This window comes from Paenibacillus sp. FSL H7-0942, assembly GCF_045040715.1.
In the GTDB taxonomy this organism is placed as follows: Bacteria; Bacillota; Bacilli; order Paenibacillales; family Paenibacillaceae; genus Paenibacillus; species Paenibacillus amylolyticus.
Genome location: NZ_CP150279.1, coordinates 1911126 through 1935085, shown reverse-complemented (window position 1 = coordinate 1935085; position 23960 = coordinate 1911126). Strand labels below are relative to the sequence as shown.

The following is a 23960-nucleotide window of genomic DNA, read 5'->3' as shown; positions in this document are numbered from 1 at the left end:
GCAAACGTATTCACTTGTTTGCTCATGGCGACTACATGCCCATGACTGATTAAAGCGATCCACCATTTCATATACTAGAGGAGAGATTACTGATGTCTACGCCATACCCATTACAATTCCAACCTGAGTTCAAAGAACGTGTGTGGGGCGGTCGTGCGCTGGAGCAATTCGGCCTTACGCCCCCTGAAGGACATATCGGAGAAGGATGGATGATTGCGGATCATCCCAACGGTACAACCAAGGTATTAAATGGAGCACTGGCTGGCAAAGGTCTGGATGAAGTTCGTGAACAACTGGGCACCGAATGGCTTGGAACCAAAGGTGTCTCTGAAAAAGGCGGCCGTTTCCCCCTTCTGATTAAGTTGCTTGACTGCAACGATGACCTGTCCGTTCAGGTTCATCCAACTGACGAGTATGAGGCACTTCCTCCTGGCGAGCTTGGCAAAACAGAAATGTGGTATGTACTCGACGCAAAACCGGGCGCACACATCATCTATGGCTTGAACGAAGGCGTTGATCGGGCAACATTAAAAGAAGCATTGGAAAACGGCACGGTGATGGATACCCTTCGTCAGGTACCTGTAGAAGCTGGTGATACGTTCTTTATCCCTGCCGGAACAGTGCATGCGCTCTGTGCAGGTGTCGTTGTCGCTGAGATTCAGCAAAACTCGGATACGACGTACCGGATATACGATTACAATCGTCCAGGACTGGATGGCAAACCACGCGAGTTGCATGTTGAAGACTCATTAAATGTCACCGCCTATGAGGGCGCAGGTGCCTCAACGATGAAAACAAATAACGCTACTCCTGGTGAATGGCTCAAGCTTGCGGAATGCCCTTATTTTGTAGTTGAAAAAGGTATTGTGAACAAACGTTGGGAACTCTCCACCAATCCTGACAGCTTCACGATTCTCGTTGTCTGTGAAGGAGAAGGAACTTTGGAGTGGGCACATGCTGAATCAGACAGCATTGAATTGAAAGCTGGACAATGTTATCTCTTGCCAGCCAATCTGGGTTCTTATACATTGAACGGGAATACCACTGTTCTTCGCTCTTATCTGCCCTAAATCAAGCTTATATGTAACCTGTGAAGGAGGAATTACACGAGATGCAGGAATCTACCTTTGCCTTGGTCGCTAGTGAAGGTACCCGTATTCATGTGTACCGCTGGCTTCCCGATCCGGAATGCAACGTTAAAGGTGTAGTGCAAATTGCACACGGCATGGGCGAGACAGCAGCCCGATACGCCGAATTTGCTGACATCCTTACCCAAAATGGCTATGCGGTTTATGCAAATGACCATCGGGGTCATGGCAAAACTGTGGAGAATGCCAAGTTGCTTGGTAATGCTGGTATCGATGCCTTCCGCTGGATGGCGAGTGATATGATCAATCTGGGCGAAGTAGCCGCCAAGGAGAATCCTGGGGTGCCCCTATTTCTAATGGGACACAGCATGGGCTCATTCTTGGTACAACATCTCATGTACGCTGGTCATGAGCAGTACCATGCCTTTATTTTATCCGGGACAAACGGCAGACGCGGTCTGCTCCGATTTGGAGAGAAGCTGGCCTTCTTGCAGTGCGGCATTCAGGGGGCTACCCATCCCAGCATGCTGCTCAACGCGATTGTATTTGGTGGATTTAACCGCTCTTTCCGTCCTGCAACGACACCGTTTGATTGGTTGTCCCGGGACTCACAAGAGGTTCAGCGATTCATTGATGACCCCCTGTGCGGAGCCGTCTGTACAGCAGGCTTTTTCCGCGACTTCTTCAAATTGCTGCTTGAAGTCCATCTTCCACACAATATGGAGCGCATACCCAAACACAAACCCGTATACCTGTTCTCAGGTGAGAAGGACCCTGTCGGACTTCATGGCAAAGGCGTTCTTAATCTGGTCTCGCAGTATAAGAAACTTCACCTGGAGAATATTGAGTATCACCTTTATCCGGATGGACGCCATGAAATGCTGCATGAGATTAACCGAACAGAAGTGGCCCAGCACGTTGTGAACTGGGTAAAGCGGAATACCCCTGACTCGAATACACCCCCTAGTCCGTTGAACCTGACTGAGACGGCTGACTCTATATAATAGAGTCGGAGACAACATACCAAGAGCCAAAAGAAACCCCTGAATCGGATGTACAGCTCACGCTGCGCTCCAGTTCAGGGGTTTTCTTGTTAAGCGATATGAATGATAGCTATAATCAAACGTTATGGATTAACCTTCAATTAACAGGGATTCCGGGTCTTCAAGCAGTTCTTTCACGGTCACGAGGAAACGAACAGCTTCACTACCGTCGATAATCCGATGATCGTAGGACAACGCGATGTACATCATTGGACGGTTCTCCATCCGTTCTGCATCAATCGCCACTGGACGAAGCTGGATCTTATGCATCCCCAGAATACCCACTTGAGGTGTATTCAGAATTGGCGTAGACAACAAGGAACCAAATGTTCCACCATTGGTGATGGTGAACGTTCCACCTTGCAGATCAGATAACGCCAGCGTGTTGGAACGAGCTTTGGATGCCAGGTCCGCAATGCTCTTCTCGATCTCGGCAAAGCCCAGACGATCTGCATCACGCACAACCGGTACAACCAGTCCTTCCTTCGCAGATACGGCGATGCCGATATCATAATACTTTTTGAGTACAACATCTTCGCCATCAATCTCTGCGTTAATTGTAGGGAATTTTTTCAGAGCCCCCACAACCGCTTTGGTGAAGAAGGACATGAAGCCCAGGTTAATTTCATGTTTCTCTTTGAACTTGTCCTTACGGCGTTTACGTACATCCATGATCGCAGTCATATCAACTTCATTAAACGTAGTCAACATGGCTGCTGTCTGCTGAGCCTCTACCAGACGTTTCGCAATGGTTGCACGACGGCGAGACATCCGCTGACGCTCCACTGGTTTGGTATAGGTTGAATTTCCAGCTGCCGGAGCACTTGGTGCTGCTGGAGCTTTACTCGCAGGTGGAGCAGCAGGAGCAGGCGCCTGATTGTTATGACTCTTCACATCATCCTGGTATACCCGTCCAATCGGATCTTTGCTCTGAACCTGATCCAGTTCGATACCACGTTCACGTGCAAGCTTACGGGCAGACGGTGAAGCCGTCTTGGCACTATCGGATGACTCCGGTGCTGCCGCAACAGGTGCTGGTGGTGGTGTTGGAGCTTCAGGTGCAGGAGTAACGGCCTTTTTCTCTTCAGCTGCTGGTTCGGAAGCGGGTGCACCGCTTCCTCCTCCAGAACCAGCTGAGAGTGTACCGATCGTTTCACCGATCACTACCGTCTCTCCTTCCTGACGAATGATCTTCTCCAGCACGCCACTTTCTTCTGCGCTGATCTCAATATTTACTTTATCCGTTTCCAGTTCAAGAAGCACATCACCCTGATTAACGGTATCCCCTTCTTTAACCATCCATCTGGATACAGTTCCCTCAGTTATTGACTCACCCATTGCAGGTACTTTAATTTCACTCACAGCTGTTACCTCCCCAGTGGAATATTATTCTTCGTCGTTTGTTTCAACGCAGATGTAATAATCTGTTGCTGTTCCATACTATGCACAAGCTGATAACCGCTGGAAGGACTTGCGTGTTCCGGGCGACCTTCGTATCTAACGGTTGTGCCTTCCGGGGCAACTTCACGAAGACGAGGCTCCATGTATGTCCAGGCACCCATGTTTTTGTTTTCTTCCTGTACCCATACCAGTTCTTTTACATTGCTGAAACGTGCGAGTATGCGTTTAATCTCTTCTGCCGGGAACGGATATAGCTGTTCCACTCGAATGATGTGAAGCCATGACCAATCAGCTTTATCTTTTTCAAAAGCATCTTCCAAGTCAATGGCAATCTTGCCACTGCACAAAATAATGCGCTCTACGCGATCCGGCTGTGTACCCAGTCCGGCTTGCTCCAGCACAAGCTCAAACTTGCCTTCACTGAATTCGACTGCCGGTGAAGCAACACGCGGATTCCGAATGAGACTTTTCGGTGACATCATCACAAGTGGACGAGCATCTTCCGTTTCAGTCAAGGAAGCTTGACGACGCAACAAGTGGAAGTACTGAGAAGCACTCGACAAGTTGGCAACCGTCATGTTGTCTTCTGCACAAAGCTGAAGGAAGCGTTCAAGACGAGCACTTGTATGCTCAGGTCCCTGACCCTCATTCGCATGTGGAAGCAACATGACCAGACTGGATTTCTGAGACCACTTGGCACGACCCGCTGATACAAACTGATCAAAGATAACCTGTGCACAGTTGGCAAAGTCACCGAATTGAGCTTCCCAGATGACCAGTGTATCGGGTGAATATACGTTATATCCGTATTCGAATCCAACAACGGATTCTTCAGACAACGGACTGTTATAGATTGCAAAGGATGCTCTTGCCTGTGGCAAGTGATGTAATGGGCAGAACTTTGCTCCATTCTCCGAATCATGCAACACCAGATTCCGATGAGCGAATGTAGCACGCTCGGCATCCTGTCCACTAATCCGAATTGGCTTGCCATCTGCCAGAATGGTTGCAAATGCGAGTGTCTCCGCAAGGCTCCAATCCACTTTTTCCCCTTCGTTCAGGGAAGTGCTCCGGCGTTGCAAAATTCGCTGTAACTTCGGATACACATTGAAGTTCTCAGGCCATTTCAGCAGATCGGCATTAATGCTGCGAAGATTCTCAAGCGGTACCGCAGTCGGAGTAATCGTAACAGCCTCCGGCTCACTGATTTTCCGCTGATAATATTCATGCACTTCATTTTTCTTCATCTGGTCATAAGCTTCTTTTAATTTGTTCGTTACTCCATCGCGAATGCTCGTAATGGATGCATCATCGATAATCGATTCCTCTTTCAACTGATCCTGATACAAGTGGCTTACCGTTGGATGGTTTTTCACCTTGTCATAAACGATAGGTTGAGTTGTTTCGGGATCATCGGTTTCGTTATGGCCGTAGCGACGATAACCGATCAAGTCGATCAGGAAATCCTTTTTGAAGCGATTGCGATACTCGGCTGCCATACGAATGGCTGCAATACAAGCATCCGGATTGTCCGCATTCACGTGTACAATCGGAATTTCGTACCCTTTAGCAAGGTCACTTGCGTAGTACGTTGAACGGGAATCATTGCTATCTGTAGTGAAACCCAGACGATTGTTGACGATAATATGGATGGTTCCGCCATTCTGATATCCTGGCAGAGCTTTGAAGTTAAGCGTCTCTGCAACGATCCCTTCTCCAGGGAATGCTGCATCACCGTGCATCAAAATGGTAGCTGCCTTCGTCACGTCTTGCTTCGGATATCCAGGGTCACGACGGTCATCCTGAGCCGCACGAGCAAACCCTTGTACAACCGGATTAACGTATTCCAGATGGCTCGGGTTATTCGCCAGAGTAAGGCGTGCCTGCACAGTTTCCCCGTCTTTCACAAAACGGTTGGCACCCATATGATATTTGACATCCCCCGTCCAACCGTAGTTGATCCCAGTCGAACCTTCCGATGGAACCAAATCTTTGTTCGGAGCATGATGAAATTCAGAGAAAATCTTGCTGTACGGTTTGCCCAAAACATGAGCCAGTACATTTAACCGTCCACGGTGGGCCATACCCATCAGAATGTGGCTTGATCCGGCTTCTGCCATGATGCGAACAGCTTCATCCAGCATCGGCACAAGCACATCGTTACCTTCGATGGAGAAACGTTTCTGCCCAACAAATGTTTTGTGAAGATAATCTTCAAATTGCTCGACTTCAACCAAACGTTCCAGCAAAGCCTTACGTTCTTTCGGCGTAAGTGGAGCCGGTGATGTCCGAGATTCCGCACGACGATTCAGCCACTCACGCTCTTGAACTTCGTGCACATGACTGAATTCGTAGGCCATGGGTCCAGTGTATATCTGACGCAAACGTTGGATTGCATCCCATCCGGTTGCTGTCTGCCCATCTGCACCTTCCCAGATCAGGGAAGCAGGCAAAGCTTTCAGATCTTCTTCGTTTAATTCAAAATGCTGAGGTTCCAGCAAAGATGTGTCTGTATCTTCACTGATTCCAAGCGGATCTATATCTGCAGCAAGATGACCATAGGTGCGGATGTTCCATACCAGTTTACCCGCTGTAACCGCTTTCTGTAATAGTTGAATGTCTACGCTTCCGGAAGCCGATTGGGCGTTGCCGGAATTCAAGGTTGTGCGTGCATCCCTGCCAGACATCGGCGGTGCACCCCATTGTTCAAATAGTTCACGATAAGCCGGTGTAACCGAACCAGGGTCTTGAGTGAATAATTCATATTGTTCCTGTACGTATCCCATATTGGGGCCATAGTAACTTTCCCAGGGCTTCTTGTTGCCTTCCACGATCGTCATCGACGTTCCCTCCGTCTTGATTTAGTCATAAGTTTTTGACGGAAATCATTGACTAAGCCGTAATTTGCGTTCGTTCAACATTTTAAGCGAAATTTTTCATGAAGTCCAATAATCGTGCTGTTGGTGGTAGTAACGTTAGTCCGACGCTCCCGTCAAGGTTTGTCTGCGTTTTCAAAATCAAAGTAAAACAATGATTGTATATACCGTCGCACAGATGTCGAATACTGTCCTGATCCGTTCGAAGGTTACACTTTCTCCACTTCTTCAAGTGAAGTCCATGTTCTACTATCTATTCTATAAACTTTTACGCTCAGGAGCATTTCCTATTTTTAGTTCAATTGATGCATAAATTAGATGAATCGAATAAATCGATCAATTTGGGTAGAACAACGAACGCTTAATTACAACAAAATAGGCATACGATCTCCCATTTTACCTCCTTAATTGAATTGTGGTCCATTATGTGCAAAAACAAACCGTCAAGTTAAACATTAACCATTTGACGTCACATTCAACAAATAATTGGGGTTTTCTTCAGGAGACCCACAGCAAAAAGCTGGCCCAGACATAAATTATCCGAGCAGCTTCTTTGGATTCATCAAATTTAAGTTAACAATAAAGTTGAGGATGCACATCAAGATGTACTTTTGCTAATCATATACTCTGCAAACGGCGTTAGGGAAAGATCTCTAACTTGCTCCAGTGTAAACCAGTCCGCGCCCAACGAATCTTCACCATCGGGTTCTTTTTTGATATGATCCGGCTGACTGGCTGCGGTCAAAACAACATCATACAACATCCCGATATGGTGCAACTCTTCCGGCTCACCTTGATACACCCATTCCAGTACCGTAGACTCCGCAGAACGAATCATCACTTGTAGATGGGTCAGGCCCGTCTCCTCTTCAATCTCACGATGAAGAGCAGTCTCTGGCTGCTCGCCAAATTCCAGCCTTCCGCCTGGTAAATCCCATTGCCCCTGATATGCTCCGCGAGCCTTATGAATCAACAGGAATTGGCCCTCCCAAGCTACCAAGCCATATACCCCAATATGTGTATGCCGATTCACTTAAGGACTCTTCCTTTCGTTTTCATCCTCTGTAACAGCATCCAGATCTATGGCCATACGGATCATATCCACACAGCGGATACCATCCTCTATAATCTCTTCCTCATAATGCCTCACAAAGAAGTCACGATCAACCCCGATAATGCGGAAACCGCAACGTTGGTATAACTTCAATTGATGAAAGCTGGAGTTGCCCGTCCCAATCTCGAGAATTCGGCATCCCAATCTACGTGCAGCTTCCATCGCTTCCTTAATCATGTGTTTGCCTACACCTTGTCCCTGCAGTTCTTCCTGTACGGCAATATTAACAATCTCCGCAGTCTCTGGACGAGTCTTCAACAATACGAACTCCCCAACCATCTCTCCTTCGTACTCGGCAATAAAACAAACACCCCGACTCAGGTATTCATCCACAATTGCTTTTGAAGGATCAGCCATCAACAAAAGTTCGTAGGGTCTCTCTTCTTCCCAGTCCAAAATCCGGAACGACAATTTCATGCCAATCTCCACCTTTTCATCGTACAATATTCATTTACGTTCTGTTTGCAGAAGCCTATGTATGGCAAATCTACAAATATATCATTCTTCATTTCAACAAACTAGTTTACTCAAGCTATTAATCACACACTATTACCCACAGACTAGTCATCTCCTATAAAAATAGTAAACTTCATTATATCATAATATTTGGATATAAATATATAGATATGGATGATACATTATGAGGCATTATTTTATATCCTAACCCAAGCTTAAATGCTCATGGATTAATTTCCATTCCCCATCAAGCGTCGCCGCAATGTATCCTTGCAGGGCATGCTGGTATCCCATGATTTTTCCTCCTTCTGACGGTTTAACTTATCGGGTCCTACTCTGTTCAAGTACGGAATCGCTATACACCATAAATGTTTCTTGCAACGTACGTCCGGACGACTTCTCCCAGATCACACTCCGCTCAAAAGTGCCTTTTTGGAAAAAACGTGGGAAACGTTCAGCGAACCAATCCTGCATAGGCAGCTCAAAAACCCGCTTCATCGGCACCCATAACAGCTCGCCTTCGGGCGGATCTTGCAATAACCGACCCTCGAATGAAGTCGCCAAATAGTTAAATACCATGTACCGCAATCCTTGTTCGGGATCACAGAACTCATCAAGCCCTTTATACGTAATTTCATTAACTATTAGCCCCGTCTCCTCCAGAACCTCCCGCACGGCACCATCCACGATACTCTCCGGAAAATCTACCTTCCCCCCAGGAGCGATGTATCCCGGAAATCCTTTGCGGTCCGGCCGATTCATTAGCAACACTTGATCATTCATTTTGTCCCATACCATACACATCGTTAATATTTCTATTCTAGTATCCATATTCGTCCTCCTGCTAACATGCGCTTCTCTGCTGTACACTAACATTTCTGGGAATAACCTGTGTTTTCCTTCTTTATTTCCACTCTGATTCATTCGTATTTTCACCGGTCTCACAGTATAGTCTATGATGATATATGCATACGAAAGGCGGACGCCCTGTACACCTGTACATCAGAAGCCCGCCTGTTTTGTTATATTCTATGCTGCTATTTCCTCAAGCCTGGAGTTTCCAGTTCTCAGTTCAATTCCGTAATTAACACCCGGCGTTCCTTCCATTCAGCCCGGCGATAAGCCTGTTGCATACCAAATTTGCGGATACTTGCCTTTGGCACCGATTTATAAGGCAAAACGATCGTAAAGTCCTCATCAAACGGGAAAAAAGACAGGCCTACTTTTTCATTGGATAACCACTCTGCCTGAATCGGTTGTCTGGAACAGGCATCAAATGTACAACTGAGCCCTTCTGCAAAAAAATCATAACGTGCAGCAGGTGTTCCAGGTTCCTCCATACAGAGAAACAGACTGAGCTGATCACAGAAAAGCATAATCTCCACATCACTTTGCAGCCTCTGTTTCAGTGCTTCAGCATCACCACCAAGCTGTTTCTCCCAATCCAGCTGACGTTCGTGTTCTTGCTCCAGATAATCTCGGATGTCATCATCATCCTGAGCATTGGCCCCCAGATTTTTCTGAAATAGCTCCGTGTACATCAAGCTACACAATAATCCGGCGTAGAGGTTTTTCTGACGAACTTCTTCAATCCCTTTATGGTAGAATACAAAACGCGGACGCAATGGAAAGTCACGAAACGAATACGGCGATTGACTGTAATCATTCCAGAACGGAGATGAATCCAGTTCAATCCAACCACGGTCATGTTCCTTGGCCGCTAGAATCAATTCATCCCGATGCGCAGCATCGGCTAGTAATTCATTTTTCCAGTGGGAAGCCATCTCTCCGGCTACTAATCCATGCTCATGCTGTGCGGTCAAAACAAAATCATGCTCTCTCTCATATACGATCATGTGCTGTCACCCTTCCGCATGGTATACGTTGACTTTAACATAAATTGGGTTAAACTTTCCTAGTAAGTTGTTTTTCGCTCCATTTTGACGAAAGGCATTATGAAAGGCACAATGTAAAGGTGTTGTCAGTTTCCTGAAATTTGATACACTAAAGGTTGTGTCCACAATTATATTACATACAGAAAGCGGGATCTCATGAATTTATACTCTCCTTACATCGAGTTTAACCGCAAGGAATGGGCTGAACTTAAAGAACATCAGACCACTCTTCCACTGACGGAAGCCGAATTAGAACAGTTAAAGGGATTGAATGAAGAGGTATCGATTCAAGAAGTCGAAGATATATATTTGCCTCTTACCCACTTTATTGACCTATATGCAAGAGTTTCACGAGAGCTGAATCAACTGACGGCCTCCTTTATGAAAAAAGAAGCCCTCCCCACCCCCTACATCATTGGAATCGGGGGTAGTGTTGCCGTGGGCAAAAGTACAGCGGCCCGCTTGCTACAGGCACTGCTCGCCAGAGGTAAGAATAGCCCGAAGGTTGACCTTGTCACAACCGACGGTTTCTTATATCCCAATGCGGTGCTACAAGAGAAGGGCATCATGAACCGCAAGGGATTCCCGGAAAGTTATGATATCAAATCCCTGATTCAGTTCATGGGTGATGTGAAATCTGGCAAACCCGAAGTGAAAGCACCCGTCTACTCTCACCTCGCCTACGATGTCATTCAAGGAGAAGAGAAGCAGATCTGTCAACCGGATATTCTCATTATTGAAGGTATCAATGTACTTCAGATCAAAAAGGAAACGCCTTTGCTGGTTAGTGATTTCTTCGATTTTTCCATCTACATTGATGCGGAAGAAGAACATATAAGGCACTGGTACGTTGAGCGTTTCAAGCTACTCCGCAATACAGCGTTCCAGAACACAGATTCCTTTTTCCATCAACGATTCGCCAATATCGATGAAGAAGAAACCGTGCGTACGGCCAACCAGATCTGGCAAGATATCAATGCCAAAAACCTGCATGAAAACATTTTGCCAACCAAAGGACGTGCCAGACTGATTCTGAAAAAGGAAGCCGATCACTCCATTGGGCAGATTCAATTGCGCAAACTGTAGACAACACTCGTGCAGTAAACTTTGATGTTATATCTAATTACCCTTAAAAGGAGAGAAAAACACATTGCAAACCCTGATTATACTCGGCAGTATTATGATGTTCCTGGCTGTTGCATTGGGTGCTTTTGGCGCACACGCGCTCAAGCGCAAATTATCCGCTGACATGATCAAAATCTATGAAACCGGTGTTCAATATCACCTCATCCACGGACTTGGCATCATCCTGATCGGACTGCTGGCAGACCGTCTTGAATCCTCTTCACTCGTCATGCTTGCCGGATGGCTGATGTTCGCCGGGATTATCCTGTTCTCTGGCAGCCTGTACGTTTTAAGTGTGACGGGTGTTCGCAAATTGGGAGCCGTTACCCCACTTGGCGGAGTCGCATTTTTGGCTGGATGGGTTATGATCATGATTGCTGCATTGTAATATGCCCCGTGGATAAACGAAAAGAGTGTTCTGGCTGATATAATATCGCTGGAGCACTCTTTTGCTGTTTAATCTGTCCAGATTCTTCGAATGGTGGACAGCCCTGCATCCGGTCGTTGTCTCTCCAGCACATACACATCCGGGTTAGACAGTTTGGTCCACTCTTCATAACCAAAGGATGGTTCATACTCACGAATAAGCAGTGATAACAAGTTTCCATGTGTAACCACGGCCGCGTGCTGTTCCGGTCTGCTCCACAACTCTTCCAGTAGTGCCAGCCCCCTTGCAGCCGCGTTTCTCGAAGATTCCCCGCCTTCTTCCATCCAATCCACATCATCGTATGCACGTTTCAGTACATCCATCCAGTTAGGCAGATCAAGAGAGCTAAGTACCCTCTCCTGAAGACGTTCATCCGTATGTATATGTTGCATCGTTGCTATGCCCAGTGGCATAGCCGTCTGAACGGCCCTTTTCCATGGACTGGAGACAATATACGTTATGGAATGATGAGCCAAGATATCTGCAAGTTTTTCAGCCTGCCTGATCCCTTCATCAGTAAGCTCTGCATGGGGTTCCTGCCCTGTGGCCTTGGCGTGACGGATAAGATAAATGGACTGCATAGCTATCACCTCCTATGGTGTAACTTACTTGGAGTTCATCTCAAGATATTGAAGTGCACTGTACATCTTCTCCTGCTCTTCCGGTCGGCCTGATGAACTGAGGAAAGTGACCTGTTCCCCTGTTCTGTCTCCATGTTGAGCCACCAGTCCAAGCCGCTGCTTCAGATGGTTCACTGTGCCTTTACTGCCATCAATGATCTGTATATGATCGGGCAGAACCGTGCGCAGAATGGACGTATAGAATGGATAATGCGTGCAACCAAGCACCACTGTGCCATACCCATGAACATCAACATCTGCCAGCTTGAACCGGAAATAATCAGCGATTTTGCCCGGATCAAAATCCAGCTGTTCACACCACTCCACAAGTTCCGGCAACGCAATGGAATCCACACTGTGGTGATCATCAACACGTGATACCAGTTCGTTATACTTGGTTTGGCTCAAGGTGAGGGCCGTAGCAAATACAAGCACCCTCTTCCCACTGTTGCGATTCATCTCCACGGCTGGTTTCACTGCAGGCTCCATGCCAATGATCGGGATATCATACTTGGCGCGCAGATCCTTCACAGCCAGACTTGTTGCTGTATTACAAGCAATCACGATGGCTTGAACATCCTCCTGAACGATGGCTTCCACACAATCAAAAATATGTCCTCTAACCTCATCCGCAGACTTCGTTCCATAGGGGACATGCAAGGTATCTGCGTAATACAGAAATTTTTCTTCCGGAAACTGTTGTAATGCCTTATGCAAAACGGTTAAACCACCGATGCCTGAATCAAAAAAAGCAATTTTCTTTTTCAAGGATTTCACCTCTATAATGTATTCTTTCGGGTTCCAAGAACCTCTCAATGCTGCTCATGCTGACTGGAGGTGAGGTTTGTACTTCCGGCTCATCACACACTACAGTGCTTGACGGCTTGCGGGAACCATTCCGGTTACGGATCGTTCTTCTGATCGGAGACAAAGGCGAACGCTATCGCTTCTTCAGAATCGATTCCGCCCCCTCCATTACTTCCGCTAAGTCAGGTACTATAGAGAAGATGAGCCATTATTCTACGCTCATTTTATACTGTCTGAGCCAGTCCTTGCCACTATGCCACGCCTCTACAGGGTTAAGCTCTCCGAGCATTTCAGTACTTGCCTGAGCCATGATCCATTCCTTGAGACCATTATCCGGACTGGATTCGAGCTGCTGTAGCAGGAAAGGCAGTCCTGCCTCCCCCGTATTCAAGATGTCGTCGTAAGCCTCCCGGTTACCAGCAATATAATCATTCGGATTGCTGCTGGTCAGGAGGACAGGGTCGCTAACCATCTGCTGCAGGTTGCTTTCAATCGATGCTGTTAATGCTTGGTCTTCTGTCCGAATCGAACATGCTGCTACCGTCAATGCTGTGCATACGGATAACAAACCCAGAATCAGTCTTCTCCGATTCACTGTACCACTCCTTTCAACAACGAGAGTTATAGAACAAGTTCCCATTGTTCTTCGGTAAGCTCCTGACCTGACAACATCTGCTTGCGAACTTCCTTCACTTCAAAGCCCACAGATTGATATAATCTACGCGCGCCATGGGTGATAAATTCAGCAAAGCTATGATCATAATTATACTCGTTTCGATAGATTCGGATATGCGCTTCAATTACATACTGCAGATCCTTTTGTACGAAAGTGCGGATCACTCAGATATCACAGTCCTTCCTCAAATCCACAGTTGTGATACTGAAATCCACACCAAACTGAATTAAACCGAGTTTACGGGCAACTTGCTGTGAAGCGAGATTATCCCAAGATGTACTGTAGATTGGCATGCGTCCACGCTCCTTGACATAATACTGCCAGCACTTTACTGTCTCCGCTGCATATCCATGTCCTCTATAACCGGGGGCCGTATACAGACTCGCTTCCGCCCCATGATCGGAGAGCCTTGCGGAGCAGCACACTGCCACAGCAGAATCCCCAATAACATAAGCGGCAACAGGGCTTTTTTCATATAAGTGATCTGTTAATTCAGGAAAATGCTCTGCCAGCAAATAACGCTGCTCCTGACCAATCAACTGAACCTTCTGATTCCACTCGTAAGATATCTCAGGAAAAGCATAGGCGGGTCCCATCCACACACGGTTAACTAGCTCAAAGGTTTCCACCTTGCGAATTAGTTTCGGAATATCCAACGGAAGCTCGCAATCCTTCCCCAACTCATCCATTAGATCCGGCGGTAACTGCTCATGATAATAGATCAGTGAACTGGCAGAAGTCATACCGATAAAAATGGCTGGAGCCTGCCCACCACCCGGCTCGTTGATGCTTAATAGACGCTGCTGCTCGTTGATCGTATATAAAGTACTCACCTGTATTTTCAACATTTCCATAGACGACAGGTTCGATTTTGGAACCATAACTAAGAAGTTAACCTTTGCAATAATCGTTTGCCTACACTGCCTTTACCAGCTTCCTGTTGCTCCAGAAATTCGGATAATTGACGTAATTCTGCAGGACGATATCCAGCCCCGCACCCGCAATTATGATAGGTATAACCATGACGGTACAGCATCATCACTTTGGTCCATTGTTTGGTATCATTTTGCTTGGGCGCCTGGAAATCGTGTCCCATGCTAACCATAGATGTGGCACATTGCGGGCATTTATATTCAAGTTGTGCCACCACCTCAGGGCTCAGGTCATGTCTGGAAACTTGTTTAAATGATTTGCGACAAATGAAACATGCATAGATGTCTTTATATGGTCCTGACAAGGCATATCTGCACATCATCTGCACCCCCTTAATAATTTCCATTATACGGGATTTCACACACGTATACGAATGGATTTTGCACATTTGCGAAAATTCCACCACTCACTCATTGACCTTAAATCGTAGCTTGTTTCCAGGCCTCACCAAGTTCCGCAATCGATGCGTACCGCTCGGACCGATCATCGCTCACTGCACGTATCACAACCTGATACAATGCTTCTCCGGCATCCCATCTGTCATAAGAACGATCTTTCTCCCCACCAAGCAACCCAAACGCCATTGCCCCCATGTTGAATACATTGGTAACCGCATCTATGGGTGCACCCAACTCAAATTCCTCAGGGGACATAAAGCGGGAAGATCCCCACATGCGCCCCATGGTATTGGTAAAAGAGCCCTTCCGATACAAGTCGATATCACAAATTTTCATAAAGTTTCTGTCAAAATCATAGATCAGACTGCCATCATACAAATCAACAGCCACATAACCTCTTCGTTCCACCTCGATATGAAAATTCAGAATCTGCTCCATTGCCCGAATGCGTGTCTCAACAGGAAGCTGTCTGAACCGATAGTAGGGCGAACGCGGATCTTCATATTTGGCCGGAGGCGGAAAATACCAGTGGGAATGCAAACACTCCCCATCCACCCAATCGAATACACAGGCATACCCCTCATCCGTTGCAAAATGATCCGTTAGTCGAATCAACGTGTCATGCGCCAAATCTTCGTAAACGGAAACAGATGATTTCAGATTACGAATGGCTTCCGGGGGACTTCCCGTATGATTCGCATGAATTGTATGTGCTCCCGCATATTTAACGAACAATCGCTTTCCATCCTTTTGCACAATACCAAAAGAGAGATTCCCTGAATCCTGCTGATCGAATACGCGAAAGACCGTACCCAAGGGCTGTAACCAGTCGAAAGAATGAGACTCTTTTAAGACAAAGGAAACACCGTCGATCTCAAGTTCAAATTGATCTGTCATCGGACTCCTCCTGTGCTGGTATCTTCATTCAATGTTGAATGCTCCGTGTAAAAGTAATTCATATGCGCCTCATCATATCCCTGACCGTTGACTTCCAATGCGTTACGCTCGATGCCGAAAACTTCAAATCCATATCGCTCGTATAAACGTCGGGCTGATTCATTCGTTGTCACTACACTCAGATTAATCTGCTTGATGCCTTCCAGATGTCTTCCACGATCCAGCACCTCGCGGAGCAAGAGCGAAGCCAGCCCACTTCCCCGATATGGCGGAGCAACATAGACGCCCCAGATCATGCCTTTGTGCCTGAGCTTTAGGCCATATTCTCTTTTGAAACCCATCATTCCCGCCAAGGTTCCTTCTTCTGTGTATGCTCCCAGAATATAATCATCCGGTTCATTATGTATGCGCTCCTGCACTTCACTCATGGGGAGTTGAATGGACAACTCGAACGAAGCCCCGAAGGCTTCAGGATGTGTTTTCAGTGCTTCCAGTCGCAAAGGCCAGTAGATGTCTGCTTCATCCCGCTGAATATTGCGAATGATATAAGTCTCTTGCTTGCGATCTGCATTCATTCTTCGACCACTCCCTGCATCTCATAAGGATAATCGATCTGAAGTTTTACATTCGCTGCCGCTTCCTGTCCTGCAAGCAACCCAACAACATAAATCCCAAGGTCAATGGACGTGGCCACACCACCGGCAGTAATTACATTTCCATCTTTTACAATCCGCTTCTGAATCACCTCGGTGACATACGGCTCAAGCAAATTATATGCACGGGGATGTGTTGTTGCTTTTTTGCCGGATAAAAAACCAGCCGCACCCAGCAGCAGAGAGCCTGTGCACACCGAAACCTTCAAAGGCACAGACTCAGCCTGTTTCAGCCAACCTACAAAGGCCTCGTCATATCGAAGCTTGCGCGTTCCCATGCCTCCGGGGATAAACACGAGATCATATTCCGATAGGTCAGGCTTCACTCGATCCACCTTCAACGTTAGACCAGACTCATCCGTGACCTGATCTGTCATGGCACAGGTTTCCCACGTCGTTCCTTTGGTAGGTTCAAAGAAATTCAACCGATTGATCACATCATAAAACCCTGCAAAATCAAGGAAAGTCAGTCCATCAAACAAAACGAATGCCATTTTCATTGGTAACCTCCGCGTTTTAATTTGGAGCATCCTGATTATGTTTCTGATTCCGATCCCGTTCCATTGCTTCCTTCACCCAGTCACGCGCTGGCAGCTTACTATTGATATGAAAGAGCAGACCCACAATCGCAAGAGGTAAAATAATGACGATAAATTCAAATATGGCTAACCCCTCCCATTCGGAAATTACGCAATCGTGACTCGTACCTTATCTCTATTTTAATCCACGGGCGATGATCCACTCCAGCCACTTCCAGGGTAGCAGTACTTTACCTATGATGAGCACACGCGAACCTTTTCCCAAAGCATATCGAAGTCTTGGTGCACGCATCCGTGCAATTCGGCCAATCAGATCAGCTACCTCCTGTGGATCAGGTGCCGTCTCGCTCGCATGTTTGGAATAACGAAGAACCGCGTCCAGCTTATGCTTATACGGAGAGTCCTCGCTCTGGTGAATCTCACCCAAACCTTTATTCCAGATTGGCGTGCGATAAGAGCCTGGCTCAACCAATACCACCCGAACACCAAACGAAGACATCTCATGGCGCAGACTTTCCGTGAATCCTTCCACAGCGAATTTGGAGGCAGCATAAGGCGCATACCCTGGAAAACCGGACAAACCACTGACACTGGACAAGTTAACAATTAACCCCTGCTTCTGTTCACGCATCACAGGCAGGACCGCACGTGTCACGGCGATTAATCCAAATAGATTCGTTTCCATCTGGCGCCGCCAATCCTCCATCGATACTTCCTCAATGAACCCGCCCACCGCAAATCCTGCATTGTTCACCAGCATGTCGATTCGGCCATTATTATGAAGTACGGACCGCACAGCTTTCTGCACGGATTCAGCATCGGTCACGTCCAGTTGCACATATTGCAAACGATCAGCTAACCCCGCCTGTTCAGCCAGTTTCACCAATTCTTCTCTTCGACTCAGATCACGCATTGTAGCAACAACAAGGTATCCCTGCTTGGCAAGGGTGATCGCGGTAAGCATACCAAAACCACTGGAGGTACCCGTAATTAAGGCCACCGGAGCGTTAGTTCCTTCCTTCGTCTTTTTCACTACATCAGAACCTGCATTAATCCGTCCCTGTCCGGCTTCTGTTAAGTTTCCCTCTACTGTCACGGTGTGTCCTTCTTTCCTCGGTAAATTACTTACTTCCCGTTCCTACCTATACCGCACGGCCCCTGCTGCTTAATCCGCCACTCCATTATGCCGTCTCTCCACCCTGCGCAGCTTCGTAAGTCCCGGTTCAAACGTATACGGTACAAATCTGATCTCAGGTAAGGTGCATTCAAGCCGCTCTCCCAGCTTCATCAGTTCCAGCAGTACATTGGTCTCAACCTGAGCCATCACTGCGTTCCCGCCAAGTCGAAGGGATACCTCCATTGTTCCGTCCCCTTGCTGCACCACACGATAATGTTCAATATCCGGCGAAGCCGCAATGACCGAACGGGTAACGAAATCCGGAAAGACCGGTACCGCCTCACCCGTATGCATGTTTGAAAAATAAAGCGTGTCATCACAGCGGCCTTCAATCCGCTCAATGGCAGTAAACGGGGAACCACAGGCACATGGCAGCGCCGCCTCGGTCAGAATATCATTCAACCGATATCGGATGATCGGCTGTGATGTTCTGGAGAAGTCCGTAATAATGGGCACGAACCGTCGGGTGGCGGGATCAATGAACTCTTTTTCAATATGCACGATATCTTCATTCAAATGCAGTGTGCCATAACGACAGGTTGCACCCAGGAACCCTTCTGTGCACTGATAGACTTGATGAACGGTCTGTCCGAAGACCCGCTCCAACACCTTGCGATCCAGGGGGTCCAGCACCTCGGCAACAGAGATGATTTTATCCGGTACAGCAGTCAGATATCCTACCACATACGCATCCGCCAACAGACGCAGCATGGATGGAGGAGCCACCCACACGGTAGGTTGGTAGGTTTCCAGCCGCTTAACCAAGGTCTCCACACGTTCCAGCAGATCAAAGTACTGAAACTGCAATTTGCCACGTTGCACCGATTCATACAGATTACTGTTGGCCCGCAGGAAAAACGCAATCTTCGCAGGTTTCCACAGTCCACCAGGCAACAACTTGGCCAGCACCGTACCCGTCCACGCATCCTGCTCCCGATCACTCACCAGAAATATCCCCCGGTTCCCTGACGTGCCCGAAGACAGTCCAACCGTCACGCCTTGAATGGAAGGTTTGAAATCACGTGTTTCTTCACTTTCACCTGCAAGAGCCAGAGCTTTGTCCTTGGTAATACCCACCGTGTTCAGTGTATCAAAATGTTCCATCATGGTTGATTTGTCAATCAACGGAAAGCTTCTCCAGTCGGTTGCGTCCACGCCACCCCACCACTTCCGGTAAAACGGAGATCGGGCACGGATCTGATGAACATGCCGAATAATCCGGCGCTCTTGCCAGCGCTCAAGTTGTTCTCGTGTTTTCCATGTTCGCAGCCCACGTGCGAGTGCATAATGAACCACAATACGAAAGGTATTACTCATCGTTTCGGCCCTCCTGTACCCCAAGCGTCCAGTACATCTCGACAATGACTCGGCACAATCCGAATGTGGGGAAATTGCTGATGCAGCTGAACCAGCTTGTCAAAGTTACGATTGTATTCCTGTCGATTCGACATGATGATTCCAGCAAGAATATTCGGTCTGCGCTGTTCACGAAAAGCCCGACTCGACCATACCGCGTCCGCACAGAGAAAATAGTCATGTTCTTCTGTACGCAACAGGAGTCCCATCATGCCTTCCGCATGACCGGATACATCCACCCCAAGCAGACTGCCATCACCAAAGATGTCGTAGACCTCATCAAAAGGGAAAGCTTCCCCCGCTCTTATCCATCGCTCAGGCTCACACGTAACTGGCAATGATCTGACTATAAAATCCTCGGGCAACAGCCCCGCAAGAAAACCTGCTTTTACAGCCGCAATCGGACCAAGTGAGCGCACAGCATCATAGGCTCTTGGCAGATAGATGAATTGTGCCTCCGGGAAATCTCGTACACCCGCGATATGATCGCCGTGAAAATGCGAGAGGATGATATACCGAATATCCGAAGCTTTCAGTCCAATTCGAGCCAAAAAATGAACGGCACTATCCTCTTCACGATAGACCACAGGTGTAATATGACGATACAGTGCGTTAGGCAAATGAGCCGTTTCCTCGAAAAAGCGGGAACTATATCCCGTATCCAGCAGGATCGGTCCATGTACGGGATGAATGATGCAGGCAAATCCTGCCGGGAAAGGTACTGGGCTCAATCGACCACCACGCAGCGTCAGAAACTCTGGATGTGTACAATAACCCGCCGCACCCAAATATAGTTCCACAGGAATTGTTGTCAGCATGATTCAGCCCTCCACCAGTCTGCAAATTGTTGTAATCCCTCTTCAATGGACACCCGAGGGACATACCCCAATTGCTCCCTTGCATCCGTAATATCCAATGTCTGTGGAATAGATAAGGAGCCGACTGTATACCGTGTCAATGCAGGTTCACCCATCGCAGGGATAAAGCCATGAACTCGCTCTAGCAACGCTGCCACACCATATGCCATCCGATAAGGAATGTTTCGACGACGCAAGGGCATATCCAGCATGCCAAACAGGCTGCTCACCAACTCACTGAACGCCCTTGGATCGCCATTCGAGATATTGTAGGCTCTGCCGAGCGCTTCGTCAGAGGCATCGCGACACAATAATAGGGCATCCACCACATTATCCACACATGTCAGATCGATTAACGCCTGTCCACCACCGATCATGGGCACGCCTGATTTTGCGTTTGCTACGACAATTCTGGGAAATAACGTCTGATCATACGGACCAAAAATGGCTCGCGGTCGAATCATGATCGATGGAAGTCCCTTCGCATGCCCCTCCATTACAACCTGCTCAGCGAGAAGCTTCGTGGCTGCATAATGATTGGCTGGTTTGGATGGCAACGGATCATTCTCATGTACGTTATACCGCGGGTTGTAGTTAAAATATATACTCGGAGTTGAGACATGTATGAATCGCTGCACCTCATTATGCAGGCAGCCATCAATGAGGTTTTGTGTGCCTTCTACATTACTGCTATAAAAGTCACGATATCGGCCCCATGGCGAGGATAGAGCTGCACAGTGAAACACCACATCCTGTCCCGTACACGCTTTGTTCACTGCAGCCTCATCCCGTATATCTCCATTCAGGAATCGGATTCCTGCCAACTCAAGTTCTGCACCAACCTTTGGCTGTCGGCCCATGCCAGTGACTTCCCATCCCTCTTTAGCAAGTCGTATCGCGAGATGCCTGCCCAGACATCCCGTAGCTCCTGTAACCAATGCTCTATTCATTGTTGTTCACCGTTCCATTCTATGTCATGAGTCAAAGCTTCAGTCAGCGAGCACTTCTGCGATCTTGCCAGACGCCATGCAGCTAGCACCACTTCGAATTGTTCAAATACAGGCTGGATATCCTGCCCTACATAGACCACATCCCTGGCTCCACGCCACGCAGCTATCCATGCACGGAGCTTCCTTTTGCCTAAGATCTGCTGCAACCCGCTTCCCAGCATGGGAAGCATGAGCATGGCTTTGGTGCCACGTGCGGGCGTGATCATTTTTCTTTCTTTTACCAACGTCTCCGGTTCAGTTAGTGCACGCACCAAGTCATCTCCGGGGTGAAACAGATGAATCCCGCTCGTTGCCCTCGGATTACACTCAATCGCGTACACTCGCCTATCCTGACCTTCTATAAAATCAAACCCAATCTGTCCGCTAAACCCCGTTGCCTCAACAAATTGTCTCACCCACGCAAGGGCACCTTCATGTTCCACCTGTTCAAAAAAAACACTGGCTCCCACGCTTCCTGTACGATAGCGACTGTCGTAAGTGGCATGTGCAACCAGTTGCCCTTCATGCGCTATGCTGTATGTACACAACATCTGACCAGGAATGTAGGCCTGTGCAACCCAAGGTGAAATAGATGATAGTGCTACCTCGTCCGGAGGGTCGTTACGGAAATGTCGACGTTTCTTTTCACTTACGTTTCCTTCCTGATCCGTCCCTGCCCTAGCCTCATCGTTCATGAGTGTTGGCATGCGAACTTTGGCTGCAAAGCGGGAATACACCGGTTTCCATACCCAATCTCCTACTTTTCCCAGAACAGACTGAGCTTCCATCCATTCCTGCCGACTGTGGATCAGACGTGTATCCGGAACCGAAAGACCGAGTGACCCTGCAAGCTGGATAAAATCATATTTATGGTGCAGCTCATGCAGCTGCTCCAGAGTTGTAACCAGAACACGGCAATATGCACGCAATCTGTCTGCCCCTTGGGCAACATAGAAGACTTCTTCACACATCGGAATCAACAGGTCGATCTGCCAATCCTGTGCCAACCGTTCCAGCTCTGCCAGATACGCACGTGTGTCATGACGTGGCGACGGGACCACAGCGCACTGTTCCACTGCACGAGATAATCTGGTCAGATGCCGTACGGCACTCTCCGCGACATAGACCCGATGGCCTGCCCGATGAAGCATGCGTGCCAGATCCAGCGTTACGGGAGCCCTTCCTCCTGTAAGCAGCACACGGAGAGAAGCAACTGTACGATGTCTGGTTTCCCCAGATCTAGTAGTCAAAAATGAGTCCTCCCAATGATAATCCGGCAGCCGTGCCAATCATCAACACCCGATCACCACGCTGAATACGCTGTTGTCTAATCGCTTCATGCAGACCCATCGGGATCGATGCCGCAATCGTATTGCCGTGATTTCGTGTGATGTCCATAAACCGATCTTCAGCAATGCCAAGCTTCTTGCGAATCAGTCTCATCGCCATGGCACTTCCCTGATGGGGAATGACCAATTGGAAATCCTCCATTCGATTCCCGGTCGCCTGCAGCATATCACCAATGAAGCCAGGCAAAAGTCTGGATGCCATGCGGAAGATCGCCTGTCCATCCATATGAAAAAGGTAGGGTTCAGGCTGATCCGCCTTATAATTCGAAGCATGCAGCCATGTACCTCCACCTGCAATCTCCGAGAAGCGAGCACCTCGGCTGTAGGTTTGAAGGGAAGCATGTACAATCTGAGAGGATGACCCTTCAGGCGAACGCTCAATAATAACAGCGGCCGCTCCATCTCCGAACAGGGCCGCACTTTCTTTATCCGACCAATTCAGTCCGGCTGAGGCAATCTCAGTGGCTACGAGCAGTACTCGCTGGTAACGTCCAGCATCTACCATATAGGAAATCACATCCAGTCCGTTCAGGAAACTTAGGCAGGTTGCATCCATATCAAAGGCAGGTACGCCCGAATCTTGCTGCCCCATGGCCTGCTGGATAAATACCGCCGTACTTGGCAACGGTTGTTCCTTCGTGCCACTGGTACACACCAGACAGTCGATATCACTAAATTGTAATCCTGCATCCGCCAGTGCAGCTTCCGCAGCCCGTGCGCCCATGAAAGAGGAGGTTTCTTCACCCGAAGCATAATGACGTACACCTACGCCTGTAGCTTTGCTAACCCAGCCCGCAGGCACGTCCAAGCGGCGATCCAGTTCCTCATCGGTGACTTCCTGTTCAGGCAGGTACTTCCCTGTTCCCGCGATCCTTACTCTTCTAAGTTGCATTTCCCCAACCTCTTTCTGTTCATCTGACTGATATATAAGTTCGTATTCAAAAAGACCGGTTTTCAGTACCGAGAAGATGGGATGAAGCTAGAAATGGAGTAGCGGAGCGTAGGAAAACTACGTGAGCAACGGACATTTCGGCTGAATTCCATATTCGATGCTGATGATGCCGATAGGCATCCTTCGTAATCAAAAGCGGACTTTTTGAAAAACCTCTATAAGTTCAGCTAATTAGTATTTACACAGACACTGCGATGACAGAACAACTTTCCAATCGCTGTTATCCCCAGATTTTTTTGATTCCCTTCTTAAAAAGGGAAAATCCGGGGATAAGCATATGCTTCCGATGCAGCTTTCTTTCAGAAAGCTTTTAGGCGACCGCTTCGCTTCTT

The 23960-nt window shown here is 47.8% G+C and carries 25 protein-coding genes; 4 read left to right on the top strand and 21 right to left on the bottom strand.

Going from position 1 to position 23960, the window contains the following annotated elements:
- Nucleotides 1–92 precede the first annotated feature (92 nt).
- Together MHI48_RS08830 and MHI48_RS08825 are read left to right on the top strand one after the other, a co-directional pair.
- A complete protein-coding gene (locus tag MHI48_RS08830) occupies nt 93–1070 on the top strand; it encodes a type I phosphomannose isomerase catalytic subunit (protein WP_047842239.1) in 978 nt (325 codons plus the stop codon).
- A 41-nt stretch (nt 1071–1111) separates the two neighbouring features.
- The gene (locus tag MHI48_RS08825) at nt 1112–2092 is read left to right on the top strand and encodes an alpha/beta fold hydrolase (protein WP_405143719.1); all 981 of its coding nucleotides are present in this window, start codon (nt 1112–1114) and stop codon (nt 2090–2092) included.
- Nucleotides 2093–2221: 129 nt separating this feature from the next.
- Here MHI48_RS08825 and odhB read toward each other — a convergent pair whose 3' ends face one another.
- From odhB to MHI48_RS08795, 6 genes are all read right to left on the bottom strand, one after another.
- Complete coding sequence (gene odhB / locus MHI48_RS08820) at nt 2222–3493, bottom strand: 2-oxoglutarate dehydrogenase complex dihydrolipoyllysine-residue succinyltransferase (protein ID WP_074094281.1); 1272 nt, start codon at nt 3491–3493, stop codon at nt 2222–2224.
- Nucleotides 3494–3498: 5 nt separating this feature from the next.
- The gene (locus MHI48_RS08815) at nt 3499–6372 is read right to left on the bottom strand and encodes a 2-oxoglutarate dehydrogenase E1 component (protein ID WP_405143717.1); all 2874 of its coding nucleotides are present in this window, start codon (nt 6370–6372) and stop codon (nt 3499–3501) included.
- Nucleotides 6373–7006: 634 nt separating this feature from the next.
- A complete protein-coding gene (locus MHI48_RS08810) occupies nt 7007–7441 on the bottom strand; it encodes an NUDIX domain-containing protein (RefSeq protein ID WP_036610206.1) in 435 nt (144 codons plus the stop codon).
- Complete coding sequence (locus tag MHI48_RS08805; RefSeq protein WP_036610208.1) at nt 7442–7939, bottom strand: GNAT family N-acetyltransferase; 498 nt, start codon at nt 7937–7939, stop codon at nt 7442–7444.
- 360 nt (nt 7940–8299) lie between these two features.
- Nucleotides 8300–8809 (bottom strand): 8-oxo-dGTP diphosphatase, encoded by a 510-nt coding sequence (locus MHI48_RS08800; RefSeq protein WP_076327065.1) that lies wholly within the window; start codon nt 8807–8809, stop codon nt 8300–8302.
- A gap of 236 nt (nt 8810–9045) precedes the next feature.
- Nucleotides 9046–9834: a DUF3891 family protein gene (locus MHI48_RS08795; protein WP_076327066.1), complete on the bottom strand. Its 789-nt coding sequence runs from the start codon at nt 9832–9834 to the stop codon at nt 9046–9048.
- Between the two features lie 195 nt (nt 9835–10029).
- Here MHI48_RS08795 and coaA point away from each other — a divergent pair, with 195 nt between their 5' ends.
- The gene (coaA, locus tag MHI48_RS08790) at nt 10030–10959 is read left to right on the top strand and encodes a type I pantothenate kinase (protein ID WP_036610217.1); all 930 of its coding nucleotides are present in this window, start codon (nt 10030–10032) and stop codon (nt 10957–10959) included.
- A 64-nt stretch (nt 10960–11023) separates the two neighbouring features.
- A complete protein-coding gene (locus MHI48_RS08785) occupies nt 11024–11386 on the top strand; it encodes a DUF423 domain-containing protein (RefSeq protein WP_036610220.1) in 363 nt (120 codons plus the stop codon).
- Between the two features lie 68 nt (nt 11387–11454).
- Here the strand turns inward: MHI48_RS08785 and MHI48_RS08780 are convergent, their stop codons facing one another.
- From MHI48_RS08780 to MHI48_RS08710, 15 genes are all read right to left on the bottom strand, one after another.
- Nucleotides 11455–12006 (bottom strand): histidine phosphatase family protein, encoded by a 552-nt coding sequence (locus MHI48_RS08780; protein ID WP_076327067.1) that lies wholly within the window; start codon nt 12004–12006, stop codon nt 11455–11457.
- A 24-nt stretch (nt 12007–12030) separates the two neighbouring features.
- A complete protein-coding gene (murI, locus tag MHI48_RS08775) occupies nt 12031–12813 on the bottom strand; it encodes a glutamate racemase (protein WP_076327068.1) in 783 nt (260 codons plus the stop codon).
- Between the two features lie 247 nt (nt 12814–13060).
- Nucleotides 13061–13447, bottom strand: coding sequence for a hypothetical protein (locus MHI48_RS08770; RefSeq protein WP_076327069.1), 387 nt, complete (start codon nt 13445–13447; stop codon nt 13061–13063).
- A 26-nt stretch (nt 13448–13473) separates the two neighbouring features.
- The gene (locus MHI48_RS08765) at nt 13474–13692 is read right to left on the bottom strand and encodes a hypothetical protein (protein ID WP_076327070.1); all 219 of its coding nucleotides are present in this window, start codon (nt 13690–13692) and stop codon (nt 13474–13476) included.
- The gene (locus MHI48_RS08760) at nt 13693–14382 is read right to left on the bottom strand and encodes a GNAT family N-acetyltransferase (protein ID WP_179086426.1); all 690 of its coding nucleotides are present in this window, start codon (nt 14380–14382) and stop codon (nt 13693–13695) included.
- 29 nt (nt 14383–14411) lie between these two features.
- Nucleotides 14412–14807, bottom strand: a complete 396-nt coding sequence (locus MHI48_RS08755; RefSeq protein WP_374048429.1) for a hypothetical protein — start codon at nt 14805–14807, stop codon at nt 14412–14414.
- A 73-nt stretch (nt 14808–14880) separates the two neighbouring features.
- The gene (locus MHI48_RS08750) at nt 14881–15756 is read right to left on the bottom strand and encodes a serine/threonine-protein kinase (RefSeq protein WP_076327073.1); all 876 of its coding nucleotides are present in this window, start codon (nt 15754–15756) and stop codon (nt 14881–14883) included.
- Nucleotides 15753–16331 carry a GNAT family N-acetyltransferase gene (locus MHI48_RS08745; RefSeq protein WP_076252494.1) on the bottom strand — a complete coding sequence of 193 codons (579 nt, stop codon included), beginning with the start codon at nt 16329–16331 and terminating at the stop codon, nt 15753–15755. The genes MHI48_RS08750 and MHI48_RS08745 overlap by 4 nt, the downstream gene beginning before the upstream one ends.
- The gene (locus MHI48_RS08740; protein WP_017689696.1) at nt 16328–16909 is read right to left on the bottom strand and encodes a DJ-1/PfpI family protein; all 582 of its coding nucleotides are present in this window, start codon (nt 16907–16909) and stop codon (nt 16328–16330) included. The genes MHI48_RS08745 and MHI48_RS08740 overlap by 4 nt, the downstream gene beginning before the upstream one ends.
- Nucleotides 16910–17123: 214 nt before the next feature.
- Nucleotides 17124–18044 (bottom strand): SDR family oxidoreductase, encoded by a 921-nt coding sequence (locus MHI48_RS08735; RefSeq protein ID WP_245837962.1) that lies wholly within the window; start codon nt 18042–18044, stop codon nt 17124–17126.
- A gap of 69 nt (nt 18045–18113) precedes the next feature.
- Nucleotides 18114–19442, bottom strand: coding sequence for a F390 synthetase-related protein (locus MHI48_RS08730; protein ID WP_076327074.1), 1329 nt, complete (start codon nt 19440–19442; stop codon nt 18114–18116).
- Entirely contained in the window at nt 19439–20299 is an 861-nt protein-coding gene (locus tag MHI48_RS08725) for an MBL fold metallo-hydrolase (protein WP_076327075.1), read from the bottom strand. The genes MHI48_RS08730 and MHI48_RS08725 overlap by 4 nt, the downstream gene beginning before the upstream one ends.
- Complete coding sequence (locus MHI48_RS08720) at nt 20293–21288, bottom strand: NAD(P)-dependent oxidoreductase (protein ID WP_076327076.1); 996 nt, start codon at nt 21286–21288, stop codon at nt 20293–20295. Before MHI48_RS08720 ends, MHI48_RS08725 begins: the two co-directional genes overlap by 7 nt.
- Nucleotides 21285–22577: an ATP-grasp domain-containing protein gene (locus MHI48_RS08715; protein WP_083677297.1), complete on the bottom strand. Its 1293-nt coding sequence runs from the start codon at nt 22575–22577 to the stop codon at nt 21285–21287. The genes MHI48_RS08720 and MHI48_RS08715 overlap by 4 nt, the downstream gene beginning before the upstream one ends.
- A complete protein-coding gene (locus tag MHI48_RS08710; protein ID WP_076327077.1) occupies nt 22567–23568 on the bottom strand; it encodes a beta-ketoacyl-ACP synthase III in 1002 nt (333 codons plus the stop codon). Before MHI48_RS08710 ends, MHI48_RS08715 begins: the two co-directional genes overlap by 11 nt.
- Nucleotides 23569–23960: the final 392 nt, after the last annotated feature.